This is a genomic window from Rhodanobacter sp. Root561, assembly GCF_001427365.1.
GTDB lineage: Bacteria > Pseudomonadota > Gammaproteobacteria > Xanthomonadales > Rhodanobacteraceae > Rhodanobacter.
Window position 1 is genome coordinate 325,631 of record NZ_LMGH01000001.1, and the last position, 15,136, is coordinate 340,766.

At 68.4% G+C, this 15,136-nt stretch carries 15 protein-coding genes; 10 read left to right on the top strand and 5 right to left on the bottom strand.

Translation table 11 applies throughout. From position 1 onward, the window contains the following. Nucleotides 1-24 precede the first annotated feature (24 nt). Entirely contained in the window at nucleotides 25-1,728 is a 1,704-nt protein-coding gene (locus tag ASD55_RS01340; RefSeq protein WP_056763170.1) for a TadG family pilus assembly protein, read from the top strand. Between the two features lie 131 nt (nucleotides 1,729-1,859). After that, nucleotides 1,860-2,606: a DUF2968 domain-containing protein gene (locus ASD55_RS01345; RefSeq protein WP_235577694.1), complete on the top strand. Its 747-nt coding sequence runs from the start codon at nucleotides 1,860-1,862 to the stop codon at nucleotides 2,604-2,606. Between the two features lie 96 nt (nucleotides 2,607-2,702). Here ASD55_RS01345 and ASD55_RS01350 read toward each other — a convergent pair whose 3' ends face one another. Together ASD55_RS01350 and ASD55_RS01355 are read right to left on the bottom strand one after the other, a co-directional pair. Beyond that, nucleotides 2,703-3,545: an autotransporter outer membrane beta-barrel domain-containing protein gene (locus ASD55_RS01350; protein WP_056763172.1), complete on the bottom strand. Its 843-nt coding sequence runs from the start codon at nucleotides 3,543-3,545 to the stop codon at nucleotides 2,703-2,705. A 136-nt stretch (nucleotides 3,546-3,681) separates the two neighbouring features. Next, nucleotides 3,682-4,572 (bottom strand): universal stress protein, encoded by an 891-nt coding sequence (locus tag ASD55_RS01355; RefSeq protein ID WP_056763174.1) that lies wholly within the window; start codon nucleotides 4,570-4,572, stop codon nucleotides 3,682-3,684. Between the two features lie 348 nt (nucleotides 4,573-4,920). Here ASD55_RS01355 and ASD55_RS01360 point away from each other — a divergent pair, with 348 nt between their 5' ends. The 6 genes from ASD55_RS01360 to mnhG are packed head-to-tail and all read left to right on the top strand — an operon-like array spanning nucleotide 4,921 to nucleotide 10,861. After that, nucleotides 4,921-7,818: a monovalent cation/H+ antiporter subunit A gene (locus ASD55_RS01360; protein WP_056763175.1), complete on the top strand. Its 2,898-nt coding sequence runs from the start codon at nucleotides 4,921-4,923 to the stop codon at nucleotides 7,816-7,818. Continuing rightward, nucleotides 7,818-8,153 (top strand): Na+/H+ antiporter subunit C, encoded by a 336-nt coding sequence (locus ASD55_RS01365; protein ID WP_007808590.1) that lies wholly within the window; start codon nucleotides 7,818-7,820, stop codon nucleotides 8,151-8,153. The genes ASD55_RS01360 and ASD55_RS01365 overlap by 1 nt, the downstream gene beginning before the upstream one ends. After that, entirely contained in the window at nucleotides 8,150-9,748 is a 1,599-nt protein-coding gene (locus ASD55_RS01370; protein ID WP_056763177.1) for a monovalent cation/H+ antiporter subunit D, read from the top strand. The genes ASD55_RS01365 and ASD55_RS01370 overlap by 4 nt, the downstream gene beginning before the upstream one ends. Further along, nucleotides 9,745-10,233, top strand: a complete 489-nt coding sequence (locus tag ASD55_RS01375; RefSeq protein WP_056763178.1) for a Na+/H+ antiporter subunit E — start codon at nucleotides 9,745-9,747, stop codon at nucleotides 10,231-10,233. The genes ASD55_RS01370 and ASD55_RS01375 overlap by 4 nt, the downstream gene beginning before the upstream one ends. Then, entirely contained in the window at nucleotides 10,230-10,511 is a 282-nt protein-coding gene (locus tag ASD55_RS01380) for a K+/H+ antiporter subunit F (RefSeq protein ID WP_056717628.1), read from the top strand. The genes ASD55_RS01375 and ASD55_RS01380 overlap by 4 nt, the downstream gene beginning before the upstream one ends. Further along, entirely contained in the window at nucleotides 10,508-10,861 is a 354-nt protein-coding gene (mnhG, locus tag ASD55_RS01385; RefSeq protein ID WP_056763180.1) for a monovalent cation/H(+) antiporter subunit G, read from the top strand. The genes ASD55_RS01380 and mnhG overlap by 4 nt, the downstream gene beginning before the upstream one ends. Nucleotides 10,862-10,892: 31 nt before the next feature. On the opposite strand, the gene ASD55_RS01390 is transcribed toward mnhG, so the two are convergent. The 3 genes from ASD55_RS01390 to ASD55_RS01400 all read right to left on the bottom strand — a co-directional run bounded on the left by ASD55_RS01390 (nucleotide 10,893) and on the right by ASD55_RS01400 (nucleotide 12,941). Beyond that, a complete protein-coding gene (locus ASD55_RS01390) occupies nucleotides 10,893-11,090 on the bottom strand; it encodes a CsbD family protein (RefSeq protein WP_056763182.1) in 198 nt (65 codons plus the stop codon). A gap of 264 nt (nucleotides 11,091-11,354) precedes the next feature. Then, nucleotides 11,355-12,167 (bottom strand): DUF2182 domain-containing protein, encoded by an 813-nt coding sequence (locus ASD55_RS01395; protein WP_235577695.1) that lies wholly within the window; start codon nucleotides 12,165-12,167, stop codon nucleotides 11,355-11,357. 9 nt (nucleotides 12,168-12,176) lie between these two features. After that, the gene (locus ASD55_RS01400; RefSeq protein WP_056763184.1) at nucleotides 12,177-12,941 is read right to left on the bottom strand and encodes a DUF899 domain-containing protein; all 765 of its coding nucleotides are present in this window, start codon (nucleotides 12,939-12,941) and stop codon (nucleotides 12,177-12,179) included. Nucleotides 12,942-13,070: 129 nt separating this feature from the next. On the opposite strand from ASD55_RS01400, the gene ASD55_RS01405 reads away from it, so the two are divergent. Both ASD55_RS01405 and ASD55_RS01410 read left to right on the top strand, forming a co-directional pair. Beyond that, nucleotides 13,071-14,291: a hypothetical protein gene (locus tag ASD55_RS01405; RefSeq protein ID WP_056764411.1), complete on the top strand. Its 1,221-nt coding sequence runs from the start codon at nucleotides 13,071-13,073 to the stop codon at nucleotides 14,289-14,291. Between the two features lie 211 nt (nucleotides 14,292-14,502). Continuing rightward, nucleotides 14,503-15,135 carry a PQQ-binding-like beta-propeller repeat protein gene (locus tag ASD55_RS01410; RefSeq protein WP_056763186.1) on the top strand — a complete coding sequence of 211 codons (633 nt, stop codon included), beginning with the start codon at nucleotides 14,503-14,505 and terminating at the stop codon, nucleotides 15,133-15,135. Nucleotide 15,136 lies beyond the last annotated feature (1 nt).

The following is a 15,136-nucleotide window of genomic DNA, read 5'->3' on the forward strand; positions in this document are numbered from 1 at the left end:
GTCGCTCGCTTTCAGCGCGGCTCGATGGCTGTGACCATGCTGTTCCTCCTCCTGGGCCTGGTCAGCATGCTGGGGCTGATCGAGGTCGGCTATCTGTACTGGGCGCGTCGCGATACGCAAAAGGTCGCCGACCTCGCCGCGCTTGCCGGTGCGCAAAGGCTCGACACCTGCAGCGCCGACAACAGTGGCAACGCGGCTGCCTCGGGCAATGCGCTTGCGGACAACGGCTTCGCCGGTTCGGTGGTGGCCACCTGCGGTCACTGGGACCCGACGCTGCCCGGCGAACAGCACTTTGGCGCGGCGAGTACCACGCAACCGGTCAACGCCACCCGCGTGGAAGCGCGCAGGTCGCTGGTTCCGTTCCTGGGCTTTGCCCATTATTCCGGCGTGGCCGCGACGGCCGTCGCGGCGAAGCGTGGGCCGCCCATAGCGGTCTTCTCGGTGGGTTCCAGTCTGCTCGACCTCAATACGAACGCGGCATTGCAGAGCCTGCTCGGAAGTTCGCTGGGTACCTCGCTGGGCCTGCAACTGCTCAGCTATAACGGCATAGCCAACGCGCGCGTCTCGCTGCTTGGGCTGAAGGACCTGCTGGCGCCGGATGTGGGCACGGTCGATGGAGTGCTGGCGACCCAGGTGACCATTAGCCAGTTTCTGGACGCCTACGTGCAGGTGTTGAGCCAGGGGCCGGACGCGGCCAATGTCGATCTCGGTTTCGTCCAGCAGCAGATTGCGGTCATCGAAGCCCAGCTGGGCAATGTCCCGGTGAGCCTGGGCGACATTCTCGACGTCCATGCGGATACCGACGATCCCGATGCCGCGTTGGATGCCGAGGCCAACGCGCTGGACGTGCTCAATGCCGTGCTGCTCGCCGCCGATGGCAGGAACGCGGTGGCGCTGCCGGCTGCCAGCATCGACGTCCCGGGCGTGGCGAACGTGACGCTGACGCTGAGCGTGATCGAACCGCCGCAGATCGGCGTCGGCGGCGTGGGCGCCACCGCACGCACGGCCCAGGTCCGCCTTGGCCTGAAGGTCTCTGCGCTTGACACCGCGCTTGGCGGGAACGAGTCGTTGACCCAGGTGCCGCTCTACCTGGAGGTCGCACCTGCCGAGGCGACCATCACGGCACTCGATTGTGGCGTGTCGAACGGGGCCGGCGGAAGCACCGACAACGTGACGATCACCACCTCACCGGGTGTGCTGAATGCGCTTGTGGGTGCGCCGACGGACGATCCCGTCATCAACAGGAACGAAAGCTGGGCAGCGATCGTTGCCGGACTCAAGACGGCGCCACTGGTGAATGTCAATCTCCTGGGCGTGCCGGTGGCCACGCTGAACCTGTCGTCCAGCGTTTCGCTGGTCACCGTGGCACCGTATGCGCACACCTTCGCCGTCGACCCGGCCACCCCGGTGGCCGGTCAGCCGGGCATGACGTGGCCGCCGCCCTCGGCAACACAAGCTCCACAATTGGGGGCCGTGATCACCAGCCTGCTTGGCTCGACCAACCTGAAGACCGACGACACCTTGCTGGGCGTCCCGCTCGGCATCAACCTCGGCCAACTGCTGTCGGGGCTGACCACGGTGCTGCAGCCGGTGCTGTCGCCGTTGTTCGATGCGCTGGACACTGCCCTGGTCGGCCCGCTGTTGCAAACGCTTGGCATCGAGATCGGCACCGCCCGGGTCAACCTGCGTGACCTCGACTGCCAGCACGGCGTGCAACTGGTGTTTTGAGATGAACATTCGTCCACGACGACGGCCCTTGACCGGTCGAGAGCTGCATTTAGACTGCATGGATTCCGGTATGCGGGCTTGTCGGGCCGGCATCGGCAAATCACTGATACGCCAACACGAAGGATGAGGGGATGAACTCAATGATTCGCAGCGCGGTTGCGCGTGGCCTTCGCATGCCGCTGGTCACGCTTGCCCTCATCGCGCTCTCGGGCGGGGTGCAGGCTGCGCAGCCACCGCAGGCGCACACCAGCGACGTCACCGCCGCGCAGGGGGATGCTGCGGGCAGCACGGTGAGCTACCTGCGCGAACTGATGGACAGCCATCAGCTCACCGAGCTGCGCACCACCTACAACGGCACCTATGGCGCCAGTCTGTTGTTCCAGGCGGACAAGCTGACCTATTTCGTTGCGCTGTTCCACGACAAGGCCTTCTGGCGCGTCATACGCACCGATTCGGAGAAGGATGCCGACAGCATCTACCGGACCTTTGCCGCCCAGACCGAAAAGCTGGCCCAGGTCGACATCGACGCCCTGCGCCTGCAGGCCGGCAAGAAATACGCCGAGCAGATGGTCGCACTGAACGAGCAGCGCCTGTCGACGCTGCGTCAGGACGCGGCGCGCAGGCAGCAGCAGGCCCAGCAAGTGGCGGCGTTGCAGCAGCAGGCCAGGCAGCAGGCGGTATCGCTCAGCAGCGATCTTCGCGCCACCAGCAACCAGCTCACCACTGTGCAACAGAACATCCGCCAGCTGGAAGCGCAGCAGGACAATCCCGAGCTGATCCTGCCGACGTCCGCCGCGGATGTTCCGGCCGACGGCGCACCTGTGGCCGGAACCGCATCGACGCCCGCTGCCCAGTCCGGGGACGGCGTTTCCCACTGACCTGGGCCGCCATCGGATGAGGCGGAGCAGGTCGTTCGCAGGTGGCGTGGTCGTCAGGCGACCACGCCACGCCGAATCACCTCGCGGTGAAAGCGCTCAGAAGCGGAAGCGCACGAACAGCGAGGGGCCGTCGAGCTTCATGTCGAGGTTGGCGTTGTAGTCGTGCTTGCGCTGATGCAGCACGACGCGGCTGTAGCCGTATTCGGCGCCGAAGCCCACGTTCTTCCACGGGAAATACTCCACGCCCAGCGCGGCGTTGACGATGTGTCCGTTGAGGTTGCCGCCGTTCTTCTTCACGCCGGCGGCGTCGATGTACATGCGCCACTGGTCGTTGAACGCATGTCGCCAGCCCAGCTGCAGCATCGGCGCCCAGGCGCTGTCGGTGGTGCTGGACGAGGCCTGGCCCACGGGATCGCCGTTGACGCTGGCCTCGCCGCTGATGCTGGCGTGCACGCGGTAGTAGGCGCCGCCCAGGCCCAGGCCAAACACGTCGTTGCCGTGGCCGAACCACCAGCGCCAGGACGCGCTGCCGAAGTCGAAGTTGAGCTTGCCCTTCACCGTGGCCGCCGCGCTGTAGTCGTTGCCGGCGTAGCTGATGTCGCGCGCCAGCGACTTGCTGCGGGTGCGATTGACGCTGTAGTGGTCCAGCGAGAATCCCTGGCTGTCGCCGACCAGGAAGTCGAGCCGGGCACGGGGCACGGTCTTGCGGTCGGGAAAGCCCAGGTCCTTTTCGAGATTGAAGTCGCCGTTGTACTGGCCGCTCTTGTCGCTGGCGCCGATGGTGGTATCGGCGTTGGCACTGTAGGCGCCCAGCCAGACGCTGACGCGATCCAGTGCCGGCGACTGCTGCGCGCTGGCGACGTGGCAGGTGAGCAGCAGCGGGACGAAGGCGAGCATCCCGCCGGCACGGCGAAGCCGACGTGGCTGTCGATGGGTCATGTTGTTTTCTCCGGGGTCGCGGAACGGATGGGAAGGCTTGGCCGGTCAGGCCATCCTGGGGATTCCCGCGTGCATGGTACGAAGCCCGGGCGTGCAGGCTGCGTGCACGCATCGTGACAAGTGAAGCCGGCCGCGTTTATCCGGTGGCGGGCGTCGCGCGCACCACCAGCAGGTCGCCGGGCACGGCCTGCACGATCCGTTGCGCGGTGCCGCCGATCAGCAGGCGAAAGGCCAGGCCGCGATTGAACGCGCCGATCACGGTGAGGTCGGCGCCTTTCTCCAGCACGTACTGGCGCAGCATGATTTCCGGATGGCCGTGCTCGACCAGCGGGTGGATGCGTTGGCGCGCCGCCTCGGGCAAGTCGCTGTCGGCCAGGAAGGCCGCGACCGTGGCCATCTCCATCTCGATGAATTCCTGGCGGCGCGCGGCATCGAGCCAGAGCGACTGGTAGGGAATGTCCAGCGCGTGCATCAGCACGATGCGGGCCTGCGGAAACAGCGACGCGGCGGCACGCAGCCCGTCCCGCGATTCGACGGTGAAATCGGTGCCCACCAGGAGGTGCCGGTACGCACCACGCGGCCGCTGCCTCACGATCAGCACGGAGGCTGGCGAGGCGCGCACCAGCCGTTCGGCGGTACGGCCCGGCGAGCCGTCGGCGAAACCCGCGCGGTCGGAGCCCAGCACGATCAGGCCATGACCTTCGCGACGGGCCAGTTCCAGGATGACGTCGGCGGGCTCGCCTTCGGCCACGTGGATGGACAGCCCGGGCAGGTCCTCGCCCAGGTCCTGGCGCAGTTGCCGCTCGATCGCTGCCGTCCGCTCCGGTGGCTGCCTCGGTGACGCGTCGTGGGCGGAGGTCGGCCACGCGTCCACCGCGCCAGCCGGCGTCGCATGCACCACCGACAACGGCAGCTGCCATTGCCGCGCCAGCTGCGCCGCGCGATCCATGGCGCGGTCGCAGCCCGCGCCGAGGTCGGTGGCCAGCAGCAGCCAGTCCGGCCGGGTTGCGCCAAGGGGTTCGCTCATGTCCGATCTCCCGCCGGGTCGATGCGTCGCGACGCGCATTGCGTCGACCATTGCACAATCGACGCCGCGCCGCGACCGCCCGCATTGCCCGTCGTTCGCGCCGGGCGATAGACTGCGGGGGCAGCGGGCGAGACGCGCGCTGCAGCAAGTCCCGAACGATCCTGTCATTCCCGTTCGAGGGGCTGCGCTTGTCGAGCGCAGTGCCATGGCGGATCCGAAACGTTGTCCGCGGTCACCGCTGTCGCCGAGGTTTCAGCGACCCAGGTGCGCGGACGCTCTTGAAGTGCCAGGTTTCGCCGCCTGGGTTTCTTGCCGGAGACACCGACAAATCCCAGGAGCCCGTGACCGATGCCGCACTACCTGCCCAGCCTGATCCTCTGCCTGCCCTTCGTGGCCAGCGTGGTGGCGTGGCTGATGCGCGGTCGCGGCCACAACCGGGCGGCGTGGCTGATGACCGCCACTGCGCTGCTCGGCCTGCTGCTTTGCCTGTGGCTGGCCCCGTTGATCCTCGCCGGCGGCGTGCTGCGCCAGGTGATTCCGTGGGCACCGGGGCTGGGCCTGGACCTGGTGCTGCGGATCGACGGCTTCAGCTGGCTGATGATGCTGCTGGTCTGCGGCATCGGCGCGCTGGTCGGCCTGTACGCCCGCTACTACATGTCGCCCGACGATCCGCTGGCGCGCTTCTTCGCGCTGCTGCTGGCCTTCATGGGTTCGATGCTGGGCATCGTGATGTCGGGCAACGTGATCCAGCTGGTGTTCTTCTGGGAGATGACCAGCCTGTTCTCGTTCCTGCTGATCGGCTACTGGCACCGCGGACCTTCTGCGCGCGACGGTGCGCGGATGGCGCTGATCGTCACCTCCGGCGGTGGCCTGTGCCTGTTCGGCGGCATGCTGCTGCTGGGCCACATCGCGGGCAGTTACGAGTTGGACGCGATCCTCGCCGCAGGCGACACGGTGCGCGCGCATCCGTGGTACACGCCCACGCTGCTGCTGATCCTGCTGGGCGCGTTCACCAAGAGCGCGCAGTTCCCGTTCCACTTCTGGCTGCCACAGGCGATGTCGGCGCCCACACCGGCCTCGGCGTATCTGCATTCGGCCACCATGGTGAAGGCCGGCGTGTTCCTGTTGGTGCGCTTCTGGCCGGTGCTGGGCGGCACCGCGGAGTGGTCGTGGATCGTCGGCGGGGTGGGCCTGGTCACCCTGATCCTGGGCGCGTACGCGGCGATGTTCGAGCAGGACCTGAAAGGCGTGCTGGCCTATTCGACGATCAGCCACCTGGGCCTGATCACCATGCTGGTGGGGCTGGGCAGCGCGCTGGGCGTGGTGGCGGCGATCTTCCACATCGTCAACCACGCCACCTTCAAGGCCTCGCTATTCATGGCCGCCGGCGCGGTCGACCACGAGGCCGGCACGCGCGACCTGCGCAAGCTGGGCGGCCTGCGCCGGTTCATGCCGATCACCGCCACGCTGGCGCTGGTGGCCGGCGCGGCGATGGCGGGCGTGCCGCTGTTGAACGGCTTCCTGTCCAAGGAAATGTTCTTCGCCGAGACGCTGGCCGCGCGGCAGGGTCCGTTGCTGGACGCGATCTCGGTGGTGATCGCGGTGGCGGCCAGCGCGTTCGGCGTGACTTATTCGATCCGCTTCGTGCGCGGCGTGTTCTTCGGCCGCACGCCGGCCGAGCTGCCGCGCCAGCCGCATGAGCCGCCGTTGTGGATGCGCTTCCCGATCGGCTTCCTGGCGCTGACCTGCCTGCTGGTGGGCGTGCTGCCGGCGCGGGTGATCGGACCGACCCTGCAGGCGGCGGCCGGTTCGGTGCTGGGCAGCGACTTGCCGGTCTACAGCCTGGCGGTGTGGCACGGCGTGACCACCCCGCTGCTGATGAGCGTGTTCGCCTTCGTGGCCGGCTGCCTGCTGTTCGCGGGCCTGCGCCGTCGTTTCGCCGAGCGCGAGTCGGCACCGCTGACCGGCCGGCTCAGCGGCAAGCGGATCTTCGAGCGGGTGATGGCGGTGCTGGCCGCCGACCTGCCGCAGCGGCTCGAACGGCTTTATCCGAGCCGGCGGCTGCAATCGCAATTGCTGTGCATCGTGCTGCTGGCGCTGCTGGCCGGCACCCTGGCCGCGACCGGCGCCTCGCTGGACATGGAGCTGCGCTGGTCCAGCATCGACCCGGCGTTCGCGTTGCTGTGGCTGCTGGGCGCGGCCTGCGCGATCGGCGCGGCCAGCCAGGCGAAGTTCCATCGCCTCGCCGCGCTGATCCTCACCGGCGGCGCGGGGCTGGTCTCGTGCGTGAGCTTCGTGTGGCTGTCGGCGCCGGACCTGGCGGCGACCCAGTTGCTGGTCGAAGTGGTCACCACGATCCTGATCCTGCTCGGCATGCGCTGGCTGCCCAAGCGGATCGAGGGGCTGTCGGTGGAAAGCCGCCGGCAGCGCTTCCGTCGCCGCCGCGACGTGGTGATCGCGATCGTGGCCGGCCTGGGCGTGGCCAGCCTGGCCTATGCGGCGATGACCCATCCGGTGGCCGATTCGATCTCGCGCTTCTTCCTCGAACGCGCGTACACCGAGGGCGGCGGCCACAACGTGGTCAACGTGATCCTGGTCGACTTCCGCGGCTTCGACACGCTGGGCGAGATCAGCGTGCTGGCGATCGTGGCCTTGACCGTGTTCGCCTTGCTGCGACGGTTCCGCCCCGCTGCCGAGAGCATCGGCGCGCCAATGCAGCAACGCCAGCAGACGGCGCTGGACGCGGCCGCGCCTGATCGCGCCGCCGATCATTCGCTGACCGACTATCTGATGATCCCCGGCCTGATCATCCAGCTGATGTCGCCGGTGATCCTGCTGTTCGGCCTGCACCTGTTCCTGCGCGGCCACGATCTGCCCGGCGGCGGCTTCGTCGCCGGCATCACCGTGGCGGTGGCGCTGATCCTGCTGTACATGGCCCGCGGTGCGCGCTGGGTGGAGACCCGCCTGCGCGTGCTGCCGGTGCGCTGGCTCGGCGCGGGGCTGTTGCTGGCGGTGCTGACCGGGTTGGGCTCGCTGGCGTTTGGACGTCCATTCATGACCACGTACTTCCAGTACCTCGACCTGCCGCTGCTGGGCCGCGTGCCGCTGGCCACCGCGCTGCTGTTCGACCTTGGCGTGTTCGCGGTGGTGGTGGGCACCACCATCCTGATGCTGATCGCGCTGGCGCACCAGTCGCTGCGCCGGCCGCGCCAGGCGCCCGCGCCCGTCGCGGAAGGAGAGCGCTGATGGAACTGGTACTGGCAGCCGCGATCGGCATCCTCGCTGCCTCCGGCGTGTGGCTGCTGCTGCGCCCGCGCACCTTCCAGGTGATCATCGGGCTGACCCTGATCTCCTACGCGGTGAATCTTTTCATCTTCTCCATCGGCGGCCTGCGCACCGGCGCCGACCCGGTGCTGCATGGCGGCGACATCGCCCAATACACCGACCCGCTGCCGCAGGCGCTGGTGCTCACCGCGATCGTGATTGGTTTTGCCACCACCGCGCTGTTCCTGGTGGTGCTGCTGACCTCGCGCGGGCTGACCGGCAACGACCACGTCGACGGCGAGGACGGCACGCCGTGAGCAACCACCTGATCATCGCGCCGATCCTGCTGCCGCTGCTGGTCGCCGCGCTGCAGTTGCTGGTCGGCGAGAAGCGGCGACGTACGGTGCTGGCGCTGAGCATCGTCTCGTGCGCGGCGCTGGTCGCCTGCGCCGCCGCGTTGATGTTCGCGGTGTCCGCCGACGGTGCGCTGGCGGCGGTCTACCGCATCGGCGACTGGCCGGCGCGCTTCGGCATCGTGCTGGTGGCCGACCGGCTGTCCGCCCTGATGGTGCTGCTGACCTGCGTGCTGGCGCTGGCCGTGCTGCCGTACGCGCTGGGCCGCTGGCAGCATCGCGGCAGCCATTTCCAGCCGCTGCTGCAGTTCCTGCTGATGGGCTTGAACGGTGCCTTCCTCACCGGCGACCTGTTCAACCTGTTCGTGTTCTTCGAGGTGCTGCTGGCCGCGTCGTACGGCCTGGCGTTGCACGGTTCGGGCGCGCGGCGGGTCAGCGCGGGGCTGCACTACATCGCGGTCAACCTGACCGCCTCGATGCTGTTCCTGCTCGGCGTCAGCCTGATCTTCGGCGTCACCGGCACGCTCAACATGGCTGCGCTGGCCGAGCTGATCCCGCACGTGCCCGAGCGTACCCGCGCGCTGCTGCACGCGGGCGCCGCGATCCTCGGCGTGGCGTTCCTGATCAAGACCGCGATGTTTCCGCTGGGCTTCTGGCTGCCGCGCACGTATGCCGCCGCCTCGCCGGCGGTGGCGGCGATGTTCGCGCTGATGACCAAGGTCGGCATCTACGTGCTGTTGCGCCTGGGCCTGCTGCTGTTCGGCGACGACGCGGGCCCCGCCTCCGCCCATTTCGGCAGCGACTGGATGCTGTGGGGCGGCGTGGCCACGGTGGTGGCCGGCATCGTCGGCATGCTGGGCGCGCGCGACCTGGCCAAGCTGGCCGGCTACAACGTGGTGATTTCCTCCGGCACCCTGCTCGGTGCGATCGGCCTGCAGCAGCCGGCCGTGACCACCGGCGCGCTGGCCTACCTGGTGATCTCCACCCTGGCGATCGCTGCGTTCTTCCTGGTCGCCGGTCTGCTCGCCTCCGACGGCGACGACGACACCGACGACACGCTGAGCCTGGAGCCGTACGAGCAGGTGGGCGAGAGCGTGCCCAACGAAAGCCTGTACGCGAAGGAAGACGAGAGCCGGGTGGTGATCAGCGCCCCGATCGCGATGCTGGGGTCGAGCTTCTCCGCCTGCGCGGTGCTGCTGGCGGGCTTGCCGCCGCTGTCCGGCTTCCTGGCCAAGTTCGCGCTGCTGGCGCCGATGCTCGAAGACAGCGCGCGACCCGGCGCGGTCGTGCTGTTTGCGTTGATCATCGTGGCCGGCTTGTGCACGGTGATCGCGCTGTGCCGCGCCGGCATCCAGATTTTCTGGGTCGAGCCGGAGCGGATCTTCCCCAGGGTGCGCCTCACGGAAGCGGCTTCCATTGCGATCCTGCTGGGGCTGTGCCTGCTGCTGACCGTGCTGGTCGAGTCGCCGCTGCGCTACCTGCGCGACACCGCCAGCCAGCTGCACGCGCCGGCCAGTTACATCCATGCAGTGCTGCCATCGGCGGAGGCCGCGCCATGATCCGCCGCTGGCTGCCGTACCCGATCCTGTCAGCGCTGCTGCTGGTGATCTGGCTGTTGCTCAACCAGAGCGTGGCGCCGGCCGCGATCCTGCTGGGCACGCTGCTCGGCATCGCGCTGGCAAAGGTCTTCGGCCTGTTGCGCCCGCCAAAGGCGCGCGTGCGCAACCCGCACCTGCTCGGCCTGCTGTTCGCGCGCGTGATGCTGGACATCTTCCGCTCCAACCTCGCCGTGGCGCGGATCGTCCTGCGCCGCGAACGGGGCATGCACTCCGGTTTCGTGGCGATCCCGCTGGCGCTGACCGATCGCCACGGCCTCGCCGTGCTGGCCTGCATCATCACCTCGACACCCGGCACGATCTGGGTGAACTACGACTCCACCGCCAACATCCTGCTGATCCACGTGCTCGACCTGGTCGACGAACAGGGCTGGATCGACACCATCAAGCAACGCTACGAACGCCTGCTGCTGGAGGTCTTCCAATGAGCCACGGCCTGCTCCACGTCGCCATCATCGCGGCGCAACTGTTGCTGCTGCTGGCGATGAGCTTCTCGATCATCCGCATGGTCCGCGGCCCGCGCGCGCAGGACCGCGTGCTGGCGCTGGACGCGCTGTACGTCAACGCGATGATCCTGCTGCTCACCATCGGCATCCGCAGCGGCAGCATGCTGTATGTCGAGGCCGGCCTGATCATCGCCCTGCTCGGTTTCGCCGGCACCGTGGCGCTGTCGAAATTCCTGATGCGCGGGCAGGTGATCGAATGAGCCACCTCGACGCCCTGCCGCCGTGGGCGGCCATCACCGTCGCCGTGCTGGTGCTGCTCGGCGCGCTATTCGCCTTCGTCGGCTCGCTCGGCCTGCTGCGCCTGAAGAACTTCTACCAGCGCGTGCACGCGCCCACCCTGGGCACCACGCTGGGCACGTTCTTCATGCTGGCCGCCTCGATCACCTGCTTCTCGGTGTTGCACGGCCGCCCGATCTTCTACGAGATCCTGATCGGCATCTTCCTCACCCTGACCACGCCGATCACCCTGATGTTGCTGGTGCGCGCCGCGCTGTACCGCGACCGCGAGGAAGGCTCGCAGGACGTGCCGCGCGAGACGAGCCAGGAGTAGCCGCGTCGGTGCGGCACTTCGCCTCCCGGGACTACAGCATGTTTTCGAAATCCCTGACCTGCCTGGCCGCCTCGTCCCTGGCGATGCCATAGCGCTCCTGCAGCTTGCCGACGAGATACTCCTGATTGCCTTCGGCGACGGTCAGGTCGTCGTCGGTCAGGTCGCCCCACTGGGCCTTGATCTTTCCGGCCAGCTGTTTCCAGTTGCCTTTGATGCGATCGTTGTTCATGAGTCGTGACTCCATGGTTGAGAGGACATGCGACAGGCGTCGGCTAGCGCCTGTGCGCCAACCACTCTCCGCAGTCGGTGTGAGTGGCAGGTCGTCAAGACGTTCATGGGGGAAGCCTTCGTTCACAATCTGTGCAAGCTAGGCGAGCTTCGAAGAGGGAGTCGCCACCGATGAAGAGGTCGAGGTACCGGTCTTCGAGCCAGCCGCGATGGAGATAGGAATCGGGGGTGGTTCGGCATGCCCACGCACGGCGGCGGGATCGTTTCACCCCGGCCAGGCCGCGTGCGTCATCATCAGCAGTCCCGCCACGGCGAACGCGGTGCCGACGGTTCGCGCGGCACGCCTTCCGTCGGGGGCCAGGCGCTCGATGGTGATCGCCATCGTCACGATCGCCATCATGCGCAAGTCCATGACCCCGCCGACCAGCAGGATCGCCATCGGGCCGGCGCAACTGCAGCTGCAATGCAGGCCCAGGCGCAGGCCATGTCGCCAGCTTGTGGCGAGCCGCGGTGCGATGACCGGCGTCGCGCGGCAGCAGGCGAGATGGCGGGCTTTCCACGCGGTGAACTGCAGCGCGCCGGCGGCGAGGACGACCGCGGCGGCCGCGATCGGCATGGCGCGCGCCAGCGCCGGCCACTGCATCACGACGGTGGCGAGCAGGGCACCGAGCGCAAGGACACCGGTGCCGAGCACGAGCCACACCGTGAAATACGCCGCGCCCATCAGTGCGATCAGCCGGCCCGCGGGTGAATGACCGGGCCTATCAATGGCTGCGTGAGAGCGCCACAACACCGGCAGCAGGGACGGCAGCATCATCGCCACCATCATCGCTAGCCACATGCCGAGAAACGCCGCCACGACGTCGGGCCAGGCCTGGCCGCACATCGGCATCCACGCCATCGACAGCGTCCAGCCGCCGGGCATCGGCAACTCGCCCATCGATGCCATGGCGGTGCAGCCGGTGATCGTCAGCGTGGCGCTGGCGGCAAACAGCAGGGCGGCGACGCCGAAAAAGCGCAGCGGGAGGTTCGTCCGGCAAGCCCGGGTCGAAGCGATCCCCATGCTGTGCGCATCCACGGGGGCGGCTCACTTGCTGCCGTATTCGTCATGGCGACGCCACCACACACCGGTCTCGTTGCGCCCCAGCGGCGCGCGATCGAGCCACTGGTACATGCCCCACAGGCCGTCCAGGCCGCGCGCGTAGGTGGAGTAGGTGTGGTAGATCACGCCGTCCTCCTGCACGAAGGCGCTGAGGCCCGGCCGGTCGCGCGTGTAGGTGGGCGCATCGGTGCCGCAGCTGGCGGCCATCTGGATGACCGGCGCGGGGGCCGAGGTCGCGTCCATGGCGTGGCCGTCGCGCCGATAGTTGTATTCGATGTCTCCGGCGCGCTGCTCTGCTTCGGTGAACGAGACGTTGAAGTCGAAGTTGAAGTCGCCGTCGGACGAAGACGCCCAGGGGAAACGCCAGCCCATGCGCTGCCGGTACGCCTGCAGTTTCGCGAGTGGTGCCCGCGATACCGCCGACAAGGTCACGTCGTGATTCGCCAGGTGCACGGCGAAGCCGTCGAAGCCGTCGGCAATCGACGAGCACGAGGGACAGCCCGCGCTGTAATCGGTGCCGAACATGAAGTGGTAGACCAGGAGCTGCGAGCGGCCCCGGAACAGGTCGGCCAGCGAGGCGCTGCCTTCGTCGGTGTCGAAGCGATACGCCTTGTCGACCTTGACCCACGGCAACGTCTGGCGTTGCCGGGCCACTTCGTCGCCGCGTCGGGTCAGCTCCTTTTCCGCATCGAGCAGGCCGAGTCGTGCCTCCAGCCATTCGTCGCGGGTTCCGGTCGTGTGCATGGTCATTGCGTTCTCCCAATGAGTTCCGGCATTCGTTCGGGGATCGATGCGACTTGCCGGTGGATCGTGGGCTAGATTAGAAACGGGACATCGAAGGGTGGGAGTGACAAGCGTGGCGCGATGGGTTCCGGTCCGATGGATTCGCTGATCACGGCGGCGGCGCGTGCGCTGGCGGCGGGCGACCCGCTGGGCGCGCTGAACCGGATCGCCTTGCGCGACGATGCACCCGCGCTGGCGCTGCGCGGCATCGCGATGGCGCAGCTCGGCGATTTCGTGCGGGCGAAGGCGCTGGTGCAGCGCGCGGCGCGCGCGTTCGGTGCGAGGGAGCCAGTGGCCCGCGCGAAGTGCGTCATCGCCGAAGCCGAGATCGCGCTCGCCTCGCGCGAGTTGGGCTGGCCGGTGAAGGCGCTGGATGCCGCGCGGGCGATGCTGGAGGCGCACGGTGATCCGGTGAACGCGGCGCATGCGCGCTATCTCGCGGCGCGGCGCCTGCTTCTGCTCGGCCGCCTCGACGAGGCCGAGCGGGCGCTGGCCGGATTCGATGCCGCGCCGCTGCCACTGGCCTCGCGCGCGGCCCGCGAGCTGGTCAACGCCGGCATCGCCCTGCGCCGCCTGCGCACGAAACCGGCGCGTGCGGCGCTGGCCCGGGCCAGCTACGCCGCGCGCCACGCCGGCATCCCTGCGCTGGTGGCGGAGATCGACGATGCTGCCCGCATGCTCGACGCGCCCGCGGCGCGGCTGATCACGCGTGACGGCGAACGGCTGATCAGGCTGGAGGACGTTGAGGCGTTGCTGGCATCGAACGCCTTCGTCATCGACGCCTGTCGTCACGTCGTCTGCCAGTCCGGCACGCGGGTGGCGCTGGCGAGGCGGCCCGTACTATTCGCGATCGTCCGCCTGCTGGGCCAGGCATGGCCGGGCGACGTGTCGCGGGACACGCTCATCGCCGAGGTCTTCCGCACCAGGTTCGCCGACGAATCGCATCGGGTACGCCTGCGCGTCGAAATGGGCCGGCTGCGTACCGAGCTGCAGGCACTGGCCGGCGTGGGCGCGACGAAGCGCGGCTTTGCGTTGGCGCCGCATCGGGCCGATCAGGTCGTCGTGCTGGCGCCGCCGCTCGACGAGCGCCACGCGGACGTGCTCGCCCTGCTGGCCGACGGCGAGTCGTGGTCGAGTTCGGCCCTGGCGCTGGCGCTGGGCGCCAGTCAGCGCAGCGTGCAACGCGCGCTCGATGCGCTGGCAGCGGCCGGCAAGGTGCAATCGTTCGGCCGCGGGCGGGCGCGCCGCTGGCTGAGCCCGCCGGTGCCCGGATTCCCGACGAGCTTGTTACTCCCCGCGCCGCTGCAGGGCGACTAGGCTGTCTGCATCGAGACACATCAGATAGACCGGCGCGCCAACCACGAATCCCGGAACTCCCCCATGACGTCATTCCCGCGAAAGCGGGAATCCACCTTGATCTCCCAACAACACGCCCTGGATGACCTGCTTCGCCGTTGATGCAGCACCTCCCGACTTCGCAGGAGTGACGGCGCGGAAGCAGGTTCCCACGGCTCCATCAGGAAGCAGCATGAAACGATCAGCCGCCCGAATCGTCCGCGAACAAGGCCCCTTTGCGGGCGTCGACGGCGTGCATGGCGTCACCTACGACGGCCGGCACGTGTGGTTTGCCTCAGGCGACAAGTTGAACGCGATCGATCCGGCGAGCGGCCAGACGCTGCGTTCGATCGACGTGGTCGCCCATGCGGGAACGGCGTTCGACGGCCAGCACCTGTTCCAGCTTGCCGAGGACCGCATCCAGAAGATCGATCCGCACAGCGGCCAGGTGCTGGCCACGATCCCCGCGCCCGGTGGTGGTGCTGACTCGGGGCTGGCCTGGGCCGAAGGTTCGTTGTGGGTGGGACAGTACCGCGCGCGCCAGATCCACCAGATCGATCCGGCCACCGGCGCGATCCTGCGCACCATCGAATCGAACCGTTTCGTCACCGGTGTCTGCTGGGCCGACGGCGAACTCTGGCACGGCACCTGGGAGAACGACGAAAGCGAACTGCGCCGCATCGATCCGCGCAGCGGCGAGGTGCTGGAAATCCTCGAGATGCCGGCCGGCACCGGCGTGTCGGGACTGGCGTCGGACGGCGGCGGTCAGTTCTTCTGTGGCGGCGGCAACAGCGGCAAGCTGCGAACCGTGCAGCGCGCCGGTTGAG